Annotated in this window: 14 protein-coding genes; 13 read left to right on the top strand and 1 reads right to left on the bottom strand. The window is 34.1% G+C overall.

Features of this window, described 5'->3' with window-relative positions:
• Positions 1-14 precede the first annotated feature (14 nt).
• Positions 15-1,268, top strand: coding sequence for an LlaJI family restriction endonuclease (locus tag JN09_RS05780; protein WP_204433669.1), 1,254 nt, complete (start codon positions 15-17; stop codon positions 1,266-1,268).
• Positions 1,269-1,304: 36 nt separating this feature from the next.
• Here the strand turns inward: JN09_RS05780 and JN09_RS05775 are convergent, their stop codons facing one another.
• Positions 1,305-2,489 carry a CGNR zinc finger domain-containing protein gene (locus JN09_RS05775; RefSeq protein WP_204433661.1) on the bottom strand — a complete coding sequence of 395 codons (1,185 nt, stop codon included), beginning with the start codon at positions 2,487-2,489 and terminating at the stop codon, positions 1,305-1,307.
• Positions 2,490-2,956: 467 nt separating this feature from the next.
• Here JN09_RS05775 and JN09_RS05770 point away from each other — a divergent pair, with 467 nt between their 5' ends.
• From JN09_RS05770 to JN09_RS05715, 12 genes are all read left to right on the top strand, one after another.
• Entirely contained in the window at positions 2,957-3,367 is a 411-nt protein-coding gene (locus tag JN09_RS05770) for a helix-turn-helix transcriptional regulator (RefSeq protein WP_204433659.1), read from the top strand.
• 70 nt (positions 3,368-3,437) lie between these two features.
• Positions 3,438-3,647 (top strand): hypothetical protein, encoded by a 210-nt coding sequence (locus JN09_RS05765; protein ID WP_204433658.1) that lies wholly within the window; start codon positions 3,438-3,440, stop codon positions 3,645-3,647.
• Positions 3,637-4,827 (top strand): DUF2800 domain-containing protein, encoded by a 1,191-nt coding sequence (locus tag JN09_RS05760; protein WP_204433657.1) that lies wholly within the window; start codon positions 3,637-3,639, stop codon positions 4,825-4,827. The genes JN09_RS05765 and JN09_RS05760 overlap by 11 nt, the downstream gene beginning before the upstream one ends.
• Positions 4,824-5,792, top strand: a complete 969-nt coding sequence (locus JN09_RS05755) for an ATP-binding protein (protein ID WP_204433656.1) — start codon at positions 4,824-4,826, stop codon at positions 5,790-5,792. The genes JN09_RS05760 and JN09_RS05755 overlap by 4 nt, the downstream gene beginning before the upstream one ends.
• A gap of 2 nt (positions 5,793-5,794) precedes the next feature.
• A complete protein-coding gene (locus tag JN09_RS05750) occupies positions 5,795-6,250 on the top strand; it encodes a hypothetical protein (protein ID WP_204433654.1) in 456 nt (151 codons plus the stop codon).
• Positions 6,251-6,261: 11 nt separating this feature from the next.
• Positions 6,262-7,839, top strand: a complete 1,578-nt coding sequence (locus JN09_RS05745; protein WP_204433652.1) for a DEAD/DEAH box helicase — start codon at positions 6,262-6,264, stop codon at positions 7,837-7,839.
• A 10-nt stretch (positions 7,840-7,849) separates the two neighbouring features.
• Positions 7,850-9,874: an AAA family ATPase gene (locus tag JN09_RS05740; protein ID WP_204433651.1), complete on the top strand. Its 2,025-nt coding sequence runs from the start codon at positions 7,850-7,852 to the stop codon at positions 9,872-9,874.
• The gene (locus JN09_RS05735; protein ID WP_204433650.1) at positions 9,864-10,184 is read left to right on the top strand and encodes a hypothetical protein; all 321 of its coding nucleotides are present in this window, start codon (positions 9,864-9,866) and stop codon (positions 10,182-10,184) included. Before JN09_RS05740 ends, JN09_RS05735 begins: the two co-directional genes overlap by 11 nt.
• 206 nt (positions 10,185-10,390) lie before the next feature.
• Complete coding sequence (locus JN09_RS05730; protein ID WP_204433649.1) at positions 10,391-10,807, top strand: RusA family crossover junction endodeoxyribonuclease; 417 nt, start codon at positions 10,391-10,393, stop codon at positions 10,805-10,807.
• Entirely contained in the window at positions 10,804-11,232 is a 429-nt protein-coding gene (locus tag JN09_RS05725) for a sigma factor-like helix-turn-helix DNA-binding protein (protein WP_204433648.1), read from the top strand. Before JN09_RS05730 ends, JN09_RS05725 begins: the two co-directional genes overlap by 4 nt.
• A 215-nt stretch (positions 11,233-11,447) precedes the next feature.
• Positions 11,448-11,969, top strand: a complete 522-nt coding sequence (locus JN09_RS05720; protein WP_204433647.1) for a hypothetical protein — start codon at positions 11,448-11,450, stop codon at positions 11,967-11,969.
• Complete coding sequence (locus tag JN09_RS05715) at positions 11,908-13,140, top strand: DNA modification methylase (protein WP_204433646.1); 1,233 nt, start codon at positions 11,908-11,910, stop codon at positions 13,138-13,140. Before JN09_RS05720 ends, JN09_RS05715 begins: the two co-directional genes overlap by 62 nt.
• Positions 13,141-13,166: the final 26 nt, after the last annotated feature.

The following is a 13,166-nucleotide window of genomic DNA, read 5'->3' as shown; positions in this document are numbered from 1 at the left end:
GGTGAGTATATTACATGCCAATAGATCGTGATCATTTTAATTTGCGTGAACACTGTCACGTAAATAGTAACGAAGATGGAGATAGATTTGTCGGAGTAAAGGCTGATAGTGATAATGTTGTAATCTATTTTCCAATGGGGTATGAATTACCTACAAGCGAGGATGAACTAAAAAGGGATATAAAAAATCTATTTAATGTTTTAGCTACTTTTACAGATAAAACAGATAGAATTCTTCATATGGATAGGTTTACCGCTCCACATTCAGTTGAGTTCCCTATACAAGCCTACCTAAATGTTATTAATTACTACTTAGATCATAATGGAAATTATTATACAGAAACAGAATCAACTTACAAAGTGGATAAGCGAGGAAAGACTGATTGGAGCAGAACAATTAAAACTCAAACTCCAATGATTCAAGGTAAATCACTTTTATACTTTAATCAGGTGGTCAGAGTTTCTTCCCAAAATTCAAATCGGCTAATTACACGAATACATAAGTATTGTGTTTATGAAAGTTTTGAGAAAATTGGTTGGCTTTATACTACGAATAAGCCTGAACAACCAGATATTGTTTTTGATAAGACAAAATTTATTGCGACCTTAAACGATAAATTGTCTAATACTAATAATGACAATGATAAGAAATTATTTAGATCAATGATTGCCATGATTGAGTTTATGGATGATAAAACAATTGATAAGCAATTTTACTTTGGAACAGATAGATTTGAAACAGTTTGGGAAAAACTTATTGATAAGTACTTTGGGGAACCTAATAAACATGATTATTTCCCACATGCAAAATGGACTGAGAAATACGGACCAGCTAAAGGTAGACCTACATCGGCTCTTGAACCAGATACAATCATGATTTATAGAGATAAATATTATGTCCTAGATGCAAAATACTATCGCTACGGTATATTGCCTAGATTAGGTATCAATGCATTACCACAGTCATCTGACATTAATAAGCAAATCACTTATGGTCAGTATGTAAAGAATAATAAAGCACCAGTTGGTTTAGAAGTGTTTAATGCTTTCATTATGCCTTTTAACAAATCAAATAATGATTTTAAGATTACTGGATGGTATGGTAATGTTGCAGAAGCCATTGGCGATTGGATTAGTACCCATCAGGTTTATGAACGAATCCAAGGTATTGTTGTCGATACACGATACCTACTAAAAAATTATGATGGAAATCATGATTATGATAAAGAACTTCTAAGTATTGAAATAGAAAAAGTGTTGACCGATTAAAAATCAAAAGAGAGATATTCAGTCTCTCTTTTTTTGTTATATAGTAACTTCTTTTTTTCTTGCTCTATATCTATTTTGATTAGCTCGATTTGCACATTCAGTGCAACAGTATTTTTTCTTTAAAGAAGTGCGACTTACTTTAAAGTAACGACCACACTTGGGGTTCTCGCATAGTCTAGTTAGTTCTAAATTAGGCTTCATGTAAAATATTGAGAAATATAGTGCACTCATCAACGATTCAACACGCCATCTCGGTTCCATAATAGTGCTATCATATTCAGGATAGACACCTGTAATATTTGAGTTGATTTCCTCTGCAACTACAATTCTTGCAACATCAAGAACAGCTTTTTTAAATCTATCGATGTAATTTTCCCATCTTGGTTCTTCCATAAAATTAATGCTATTAAATGTAACAAACTCAAACCTTCCAATATCTTTAAATGAGTGAAATAAAACTTCAATTATTAATCTCTCATTCTTGCTCGCATCTTGATGATGAAAATATGAGTGAAAAACTCTTCTCCAAAAAGGATTCAAAACATCATAATCCGCTTTGTAAGATCTATACTCATCTAAACTAACCTTATATTCTCCAAAGATAGAATCAGTAATAATAAAATTATATTGATTGTCCATTCTTAAACTACTTTCATTGTCATTGATTTGGCTTGCTGTATCTAATTCATTGTAAAGTGTATTATGTTCACATGATTCATATTTATTGGATCCAATTGCAATCGAGTTTTTTGAAGATAGTAATAAAGCCAAAGTAACTGTTAATATTTTCTCATAGTTTTTCCGTTGAATTTCACTTATTTGACTCATTAGCTCAACAGTTGCCCTCATTCTTGAAATAACTGCTAATAAAGGTTCAGCTTCAATCTCTACAAATTTATCAGAAAATATTGGAAAGAAGAAGCCATTTTTTTCGAAGAATTTTTGATATCCTTCAACTTTATTTGCATTTATTGATAATAGAGAACTTAATATGTCACTTTCTTCAACTGCACCTGTTTTCAGTGATATACGAACTAGTCCATTCTTAGGTTCAAAAGCAAATTTAATAGGTTTGTTATTTTCACTAAAAATCTTAATTACATTTCTAACATCTTTGGGACTTTCGTATATTGTGTCAATTCTACAGAAAGATTCATAACTATCAAATGTAAAAAGGCTATTTTGATAGAAATTTTCGACCAAATTCAAATTATTTTTCATAAATTACCTCCATAACAAAGCCATTAGTAGATGCATAAATCATGTGTTTAGTAATGGTTTTTCATTTTGTCATAATAAAATAACAATAAAAATAACTCATCTTATATATTATATCAAATAACTCGCAAAAACTATATATTTATTAAGTAACACATATATAAAAATAATGGTAAATTTGACCATATTCAATTATTTAATTCAATAGAGTAGACTACTTTGTGTAAGGTAAAACTTACATTATTTTACTACTTATTCACTTCTGCGATGGGACGATCACCCATCAAGCAGTTCCTTAATTTCATTAAGTAGTAACAAAATAATAGTGGAATGCTCTCCTAAGGAAAGAGCGTACTACAAAAACAATTCGAGATGGATGAATCCAAAATATCGAGGTTTTGTGTACGTTTTTTCAGCATGCCCAAATTCCAAGAACTTCCGTCTCGAGAAATCAAACGGAGGTTTTTTATATGAAGATTAAGTATGTTTTTGCAGACGGTACAATTAGCGAAGTAGAAGTTGATGAAGAGTATGGAAGACTACATATTGAAGCTGATCGAAAGCTTGAAAATGATAATCGTAGATGGCGTTATCACGTTAAGGCATCCCTTGATGATTGTGATTATGAAGGTGAATGGTTTCAAGATACGAAACCTAATCCACATGAACAAATGTTGATTGATTTGGAATATGAGGAATCAAAAAAGGAAGTACAAGCATTCAAGAAGACTTTAACGCATACTCAATTAAAAAGATTAGAAATGCTCGAAAAAGGTATGACACAAAGAGAAATAGCTAAAAAAGAAGAGGTCAACTTGAATGCAGTTCAAAAGTCCATCGAACAGATTAGAAAAAAACATAAAACTTTTTTTGACAAATAGGGTGGTCAAAAGGTGGTCTAAATCTCCATACAGTGAGGGACAAAGAATATCCCCAGAAAGGAGAAACAAGATGAAACACAAAATGAATATCAATGTTTCAAAGGAAGAGGAATCTAAAGGTGTTATGACTTGTAAAAAGGTGAAGGTAAAAAAGAGTATGTTTGAAAAACTCTTTGGAAGCTCACAAAAGGTAACAATCATTATTCCAGGTGATTCAGTGAGCGATGTCACTATTAGTGAAATCAAAGAGAAGACGGAAGGTGGATGCTGTGGTAGATAAATTACATTCAAGGACTCATTCACCAAGTAAATCATCTATATATTTCGCATGTCCAGCAAGTACAAAGTTTTTTGAGATGTTTCAAGATGAACCAGGGCCTGAAGCTATATATGGTACAGAAACACACACATTAGGTGAAACACTTCTAAGACAATCCCTTCGTATATCTGATTTTGAAAATAATGAAATTAAATCAGCTAATGAAGTCATAAAAGATTTGACGCAATACGATGAAGAGATGCAAAGACTTGCTGAAGGATATTCTAACAAAGTGCTGAGTTTGATTGAATCAGAACGAAAAAGAATCAGTGAAGATCCTATTGTATTTATTGAAGAAACCTTAAACATGGAATGGTTGGTTAAAGATATGATTGGAACTCTAGATTTAGGAATCATTGCTGATGATGTCATGACAGTAGTTGATTTAAAAACTGGTCGGTCAAGGGTTGATTCATGGGTTATGAAAGAAGAAGGTAACAAAGAACCAAACTCACAAATTGGTTTATATGCTTTAGGACTTTACAACAACATAGGAAAACTATATCCAATTAAGAAGGTAAGACTAATCATTTTACAAGAAAGAATTAGTAATATTTCCGAGTATGAGCTATTACTTGAAGAGTTGCTGGCATGGGAAAAAGATGTAGTTGTTCCATCTATCAAAAAAACACTTGAACCATATCCAATAGCAGTTCCAAATAAGGGATGTAAATGGTGTCCTGGAAAACATGTTTGTGTGGCTAGAAAAAACACTAATCTTGCATTGTATGAAGAAACTCCAAAGGAGATCCTATTACTCACTGATGATGATATTGAGGAGTTGCTACCTAAAATGGATGAGCTCATCAAGTTTGCTGAAGACATAAAGGCGTATGCGTTGAAAAGATTACTTGATGGCCATAAATACAAAAAGCATAAATTAGTTTATTCAAGAGTGACACGCACATTTACTGACAACGATAGTGTCGCAAAGATATTAGTTGATAACGGTTATGAAGCTTATAGCAAACCTAAGTTACTAGGAATTACTGAAATTCAAAAACAGTTAGGTAAACCAAAGCTAAATGAACTACTTGGTGATTACATCACAATTGCTAAAAGTTCAATCTCAGTTGCATCTCTAGATGATGAGAGAGAAGAAGTGAATATAGAAAAATATAAGGAGGACAAAGACATATGAGTTTCGCATTTGAAATTATTCAAGGGGAAGAAAAACTACCTATCAAGTTAGGTATTTATGGAGCTGAAGGTATCGGCAAAACAAGTCTAGCAAACGAGCTGCCCGATCCATTATTCATTGACACTGAAAACGGTAGTACACGAATAAATTGTAGAAGAATCAAAACATCGAGTTGGGAGAATTTAACCGCCATTGTTAAATCCATCATAGATAATCCAACTATTTGTAAAACACTGGTTGTCGATACGCTAGATAAAGCTGAAAGTTTTTGTATCGATTACTTATGCCAAAAATTTAGAAAAGCTAATATCGAAGACTGGGGTTATGGGCGTGGTTACACCATCTTACAAGATGAAGTAAATCGATTATTTGAATTACTAAACAAGGTAATTGAAATTGGAATTCATGTGGTTGTTATTGCTCATGCTAAGCCAAGGAAATTCGAATTACCGGAGGCGACCTCAGCTTATGATAGATGGGAATTAAAGCTAACAAGACAAGTAGGACCTCTTTTTAAAGAGTGGTGTGATATTTTGCTGTTCTGCAATTACAAGACATACGTGGTAACTACAGATAACAACACTAAAAAAGCACAAGGTGGCAAGCGTGTTATGTATACAACGCATCATGCTTGTTGGGATGCGAAAAATAGATTCAATTTACCAGATGAATTAGAGCTTGGTTTTAAACCAATTGCACATTTATTTACTAATGAAGTTGAAGTGCAAAATCAGATTGAAGAAATTAAAACTGAAGAAAAACCCACAAATCTTATGAAACTTAAAAGCATGATTGCAGAAGCAGGGATTACAGAAAATTCACTTAAGGTCGTTGTCGCTACAAAAGGTCATTATTCTTTAGAAGATGATATATCAACTTATTCAGATGATTTTATTACCAGATGGATTTTTCCGAACTGGTCAAAAATCACTCAAGCAATTTCAAAAACTAACGGAGGAAAATAAAAATGTCAGAAATTAACAACAATAATTTGGTTCTTGAATGGAATGATTCCATTGAGAACGATGGACAAGAGTATATCTTATTACCTGAAGGTGATTACAATTTCACGGTTATAGATTTTGAACGTGGAAGATTTAATGGTAGTGCAAAAATTCCAGAATGTAACAAAGCAATTATCACAGTGCAAGTCGAATCAAAAGAAGGTATTTCAACTATCAAGTTTGATTTAATCTTATATCGTTCTTTAGAGTGGAGACTTTCTGGATTCTTTAGAAGTATAGGACAGAAGAAACATGGTGAAAAACTCGTAATGGATTGGTCTAAAGTAGTCGGATCAAAAGGTAGAGCTCATTTTAAACAACGTTCATACGTAAATCAAAATGGTGAAGAGAAGTTTGTAAATGACGTTGACCGTTTCATTGATTATAATGAAGACTTCTTTGATGATCTTCCTTTCTAGGAGGGTCAACTATGGTACTAAGACCTTATCAAAATGCTGCAGTTGAAGCAATAAGAAATCAGTGGAAACTCGATTATAAAAAAACATTATTAGTTCTTCCTACAGGGACAGGTAAAACTGTAGTCTTTTCTAAAGTCGTAGAAGAAGAAATAAAAGATGGTAGTAATGCTTTAATACTTGCACATCGTGGTGAGCTACTTGACCAAGCGGCCGTTAAATTAATGGAAACCAGTGGACTAGATTCAGCTTTAGAGAAGGCTGAGTCTACAGCCATTGGCTCAAAGAAAAAAGTAACGATTGCGTCTGTTCAAACATTAGCTCAAGAGAAAAGACTTACAAACTTCCCTAAAGATTATTTTAAGACTATCGTAGTGGATGAAGCACACCACTCAATGAGTGATACGTATCAACGAATACTGAATTATTTTGATGGTGCAAACATACTAGGTGTAACTGCAACACCTGATCGCTCTGATCAGAAAAGTTTAGGTAAATATTTTGATTCAAAAGCCTATGAATACACATTACATCAAGCAATCAAAGATGGTTATCTTAGCCCAGTAAAAGCACAAATGATACCTCTTGAATTGGATATTCATAATGTCAGTGTTTCAAACGGTGACTATGCTGTAGGAGATTTAGGTACTGCTTTAGAGCCTTACTTAAATCAGATTGTATTAGAAATGTTGAAATACTGTAAAGGTCGAAAAACAGTCGTTTTCTTACCTCTTGTTAAGACATCTCAAAAGTTCTGTGAACTGCTAAATCTACATGGAATCAAGGCAGCTGAAGTAAATGGCTATAGCAAAGATAGAGATGAAATTCTAGCAGATTTTGAAGCTGGTGAGTACGACGTATTGTGTAACTCAATGTTATTAACAGAAGGCTGGGATTCTCCGGCAGTCGATTGCATAATCGTTTTAAGACCTACAAAGATTAGAAGTTTATATCAACAAATGGTAGGGCGCGGTATGCGTCTAGCACCAAACAAGAAAGAATTATTATTACTCGATTTTCTTTGGATGACAGAAAGACATGATTTATGTAAACCATCAGCTCTCCTTTCTAAAGACGCAGAAATTGCGAAACGAATTAATAAAAAGATGATGGATAAAGAAAGTGGCATAGATTTACTTGAAGCAGAAAAAGATGCTGAAAGCGATGTAATTAAAGAACGTGAAGAAGCACTTGCTAGAGAACTTGCTGCCATGAAGAAACGCAAATCCAAACTTGTTGATCCAATACAGTATGCATTCTCAATCGCTGCAGAAGATTTAGCAAACTATGAACCAACTTTTACATGGGAAATGGGACCTGCGACTGAAAGACAATTAAGCTACTTAGAAAAACAAGGTATACATATAGAAGCAGTATCATGCTTTGGTATGGCGAGTATGCTAATTGATAAATTGAAGAGTAGACAAGTTGAAGGATTAGCTACACCTAAACAAATAAGATTACTTGAACGATATGGATTTAATCATGTAGGTATGTGGCCTTTTGATTCAGCTAGCAAAATGGTGTCAAGACTAGCTGAGAACAGATGGCAATTACCTAAAGGCATAAACGTATCAAGTTATCAACCGTAGGAGGATTTACATGGACAATTTACTTGAAGCCTTGAATCAAATAGATGTATCAAACGTTTCTTATCAAGATTGGATTAATGTCGGTATGGCACTCAAGGCTGAGGGCTATGAATGTTATATATGGGATAACTGGAGTAAGAACGATAAACGCTACAAGGATGGGGAATGTGATAAAAAATGGAGGGGCTTTAATGGCTCCTCTAATCCCGTATCTGGTGGCACGATTATTAAACTTGCGAAAGATTATGGTTGGATACCGCCAACAAAAGTTAATGGCGGTTTAATCGAATGGGATGACATCATAGAATACGATGGTGAAGGTATGATCTATGATCCAACAACATCCATGAAACCAACAGAACAGCTGATTAAATATTTAGAAACGTTATATAAAGATGATGAATTAGTAGCCTATGTAACAAATGATGTACGGAAAAATGCTGATGATAAATGGATGCCTGGAAAGGGTCACTTTGACCGTACAGCTAAAGAACTTATTAAACTATTAAAAAAATATCCAGATGATATTGGTGCAGTCATTGGAGATTGGAAAAGTGATTGTGGTGCATGGATTAGATTTAATCCGGTTGATGGGCATGGTGTAAAAAATGAGAACGTAACTCGATTTACATATGCACTAGTTGAATCAGATGAAATACCTATTCATGAGCAAGATGCAATTTACAGAAAACTAGAACTACCGATAGCATGTTTAGTTCACAGTGGAGGTAGAAGCTTACATGCAATTGTAAGAGTCGATGCTAGTGATGCGGAAGATTATCGCAAGAGAGTTGATTATCTATATGATTTCCTTGATAAAAACGGACTAAAAGTCGACAAGGCAAATAGAAATCCATCACGACTATCCCGTATACCTGGTGTGACAAGAAATGGTGTTGTTCAAACCTTAGTAGACACGAATATTGGTAGACGAACCTACGATGAATGGCTTGATTTTACGGAAGGTTTAATCGATGAAATGCCTTCACTCGAATCACTAGATAAAGAGTTAGCACATTTACCTACTTTAGCACCTGAACTCATTCAGGGTGTAGTTAGAGTTGGACATAAGATGCTTATTTCTGGTTCTTCAAAAGCAGGTAAAAGTTTCTTATTAATGCAGCTTGCTATTGCATTATCCGAAGGTGGTAAATGGTTAGGATTTCAGTGTAAAAAATCAAAGGTTTTATATGTGAATTTAGAGATAGATAGAGCGAGTTGTTTACATCGCTTTGATAAGATTTATAAAGCTTTAAAGATATCACCTAAAAACAGTGGAAATATCAAGGTTTGGAACCTTAGAGGACGTGCAATGCCATTAGATAAATTAGTACCAAAACTAATAAGAAAAGTTGCTAATCAAGGCTTTGATGCAATCATCATAGATCCTATTTATAAAGTTATTACAGGTGATGAGAATAATGCGTCTGATATGGGTGCTTTCTCAAATCAATTTGACAAAATATGTAATGAAACAGGATGTGCTGCAATCTATTGTCATCATCACTCTAAAGGTTCTCAAGGTTTCAAAAAAGCGATGGATAGAGCTTCAGGATCAGGCGTTTTCGCTCGTGATCCAGATGCACAGCTAGATATGATTCAACTTGAAACAAGTGATGAATTCATGGCACAAAATGCAGATGACACAACGTCAACTGCTTGGAGATTAGAAAGTAGTTTGCGTGAATTTAGAAACTTTAAACCTGTAAACTTTTGGTTTGAATATCCTATTCATAGAATTGATGATAAAGGTATCTTAGCTAAAAACTATGCGGAAGGAGATCCTAAAGGGAATCTTGAAAAGAGTGGTAAAAGAAATCAAACACCTGAGTCAAGAAAAGATGAATTTGATAAGGCCTTTGACATAAATATTGATGACAATGGTGAATGTGAAATAAAAACTCTCGCTGAGTATTTGGATGTCACTGAACGGACTATAAGAGCAAGAGTAACTGAATTTAATGATTCATATGAATTTAAAAAAGGCATAGTTAAAAGGCTGCCTATAAAAAGGGAGAATAAAGATGATAACTAATGGAAAACCATATACAAATGAAAATGGACATATTGATGATGAATTAATGTCGGATTTGTCTTTTGAGACTCAGCAAAAAGTATATTTATGGATTAAAGACGGATTCATAAAAAGAAAAACAGTTAATGGAAATCATTCTTCATATGGATTAAAACATGTGCTTCAAGATGATACAGGAATCTATCTAACCAACAATCAATTTAAAGATGCAATGATGATTTGTGGGTTCAATCCAGTGAATCCAAATGACTTGAATTGGTATTACAAAATTAGTCAAAAATCACCGATTGTTAAACGAAAAATATATTAATATTGAATTTTGGAAAATAGGAAGTTTAACCCTTTCTTCAAAATGGAAATAAAAATGGAAAATAGGGCTTATATATATGTTGTTGTTTCCAACACGCTGACGCATCGTTTGTAGGATAGGGCTTATAGCCTTGCCCTATCCCAAACATATGCATCAACGTCAGCACTTGCCTATCTTCACTAAAAAATTAAAAAAAGGAGGTAACGATGAAAATATTTCTGTTATTTGACCCACCAACAATCACAGCTCAACAAAACAAAGTTACCCTAGTAAATAAGAAACCTGTGTTCTATAAACCTGAGAAACTTAAGCAAGCTAGAAGCACTATCATCAAACACCTTAAACCTTTTAAACCACTTAAACCAATCGAAGGTCCGATTAAACTTCAAGTCATATGGAGATTCCCTAGAGGTAAAAGACATAAACATTTGGAATGGAGAGCAACTAGACCAGACACTGATAATTTGGAAAAGATGCTCAAGGACTGTATGACTGAAGTAGGGTTTTGGATAGATGATGCACAAGTGGTCGTTGAGCATGTTGAAAAGCTATGGTCAGATGATCCAACTGGTATTTCGATTGAAATTGAAGTACTTAGTAAAATTAAGGAGGAAGCAGGATGAATGTAAAAGAATACTTAAGTCGATATCAAGAAACCAAAGATAAAATCGAAAAACTAGAACAAATAGTTGCTGAATACATACGTCTTGCTAACACCATACCTGGGATTAATTTTGATCAAGTACGCATTGATGGAACTAAAAGTTTACAAGCACCGTTTGAAAAGTGGATTCTAAGAGCACTTGATGACGAAATACTTATCGAATCATTAAAAAAGGATCTACCAAAAATCAAATGTGAAATTTTGGCGTCAATAGATTGTTTAGATGTTGAAGAAGAAAGAAAACTATTAATCTTTCGCTACATAGATTGTCTCAGTTGGAAGGACATAGCCGAGAAATTGTTTGTATCATCTTCAACTTTAAAAAGATGGCACAGTGATGCATTAAGCAAAATAATTATATTGGACCATGATGGACCATCGTGAACCATTGTGAACATGTCAAGTGTGTGATAAGATTAAAATGTACAAAGATGTAGCAAAAGGTGGCTACTAGAATTTATGGAATACTGGCTTTATAAACCAGCCTAGAAACTAATGAAAGAATTCAGAAATGAGTTCTTTTTTGTTTTTGCAGAGATACTTGTAGTATTCCAACTGGTGAACTATTACAGTTATTTACCTACAGTTGGAGTGATTATATGAAAGGAAAATTGCTAGACCTATATGAACGATGGGAAAAGTCAGGGCATCTAGAAAGTAAGTTGAAATCAATTGCTGAGATGGTATCTAAACGAGCGACACAGCGACAAGTTGCTGAATATTTAGGTGTCACTGAGAAAACGATTATCAAACTGAGAAAAGTACATCCAAAGCTGAATGATGCATTTCAGTATGGGGATGAAGAGTTAAAACACAAACTACTTGATGCTGTTTATCAAAGAGCTATAGGTTTTGAATATGAAGAAACACAAACAGTAATTGAAGAAACAAAGACTGGGACTAAGAAACGAATCACTAAGTTTAAGAAACAGTCGCTACCAGACATTGCTGCAATTAAATATTTACTCATTACGAAGTTTGGTATTGAGTATAACGAGAAAAAGGCGGAAATTGATCTAATGGCAAAACGCCTAGAAAAAGATGAGGAGGAATGGGTAAATGAATATAGTGATGAAACAAGTATCAGAACTCAAAGCGTACGAAAACAATCCAAGAAATAATGAAGCGGCAATTGATGCAGTTGCTAAAAGTATCGAGGAATTTGGATTTAAGGTTCCTATTGTGATTACGAGTGATAATGTGATTATTGCTGGACACACAAGGCTAAAAGCGAGCTTAAAACTTGGATTGGCAACTGTTCCTTGTATTGTTGCTGATGACCTCACAGAAGGGCAAATTAAGGCCTTTCGTTTGGCAGATAACAAGACTGCAGAACTCGCTTCATGGGACTTTTCTAAATTAGAGGATGAACTTGCTAATATTGAAATGGATATGAGTGTATTTGGATTTGAATCATTAGAGGGGGAAGTCCCTGATAATGCAACAGATGATGATTTCGATCCTACAGACGAACTCAGTGAAACACCATACGCTAAGTTAGGTGATATATTTCAACTTGGAACACATAGAATCATGTGTGGTGATTCAACGGATAAAGAAAGTGTTGAGAAACTACTTGACGGACAAAAAGTAGACATGACGTTTACCGATCCGCCTTATAATGTGGATTATGAAGGAACTGCTGGAAAGATTAAGAATGACAAGATGGGAGACGAAAGCTTCTATCTTTTTCTTTTTAATGCATTCAAGAATATCTTTGACAACACCAAACCGGGTGGTGCAATCTATGTATGTCACGCTGATACAGAAGGTTTGAATTTTAGAAATGCTTATAAGAATGCAGGCTTTAAGTTAGCGGAGTGTCTTATTTGGGTAAAGAATGCATTAGTGCTTGGTAGACAAGATTATCATTGGCGGCATGAACCAATTCTTTATGGATGGAAAGAAGGTGCTGCTCATTACTTTATTGATGACCGCACGCAAGATACGATATGGGAATACAACAAACCTAAACGAAATGAAGAACATCCAACGATGAAACCATTAGAACTTTGTGGAAGAGCAATCTCTAACTCATCAAGAGTTGGTGAAGTTATTTTAGACTTATTTGGAGGCTCTGGATCAACTATGATCGCATCAGATCAGCTTCAAAGAAAATCATACCTAATGGAACTTGATGAAAGATTTGTTGATGTTATTGTAAAAAGATATCTAAAACATAAAGGTTCTATTGCAGAATGCTACTTAATACGAGATGGCAAAAAAATAGAACTCAGTTCAATTGATGAGTTCAAGAATGTATTAACCGATATTGAAGAAGTCTCGAACTAATAGTCACTATAGTGAAAAATTGACTT

The organism is Paracholeplasma morum (assembly GCF_016907055.1).
In the GTDB taxonomy this organism is placed as follows: Bacteria; Bacillota_I; Bacilli_A; order Acholeplasmatales; family UBA5453; genus Paracholeplasma; species Paracholeplasma morum.
Note: the sequence above shows the minus strand (reverse complement) of the source record. Positions and strands in the feature narration are given on the sequence as shown.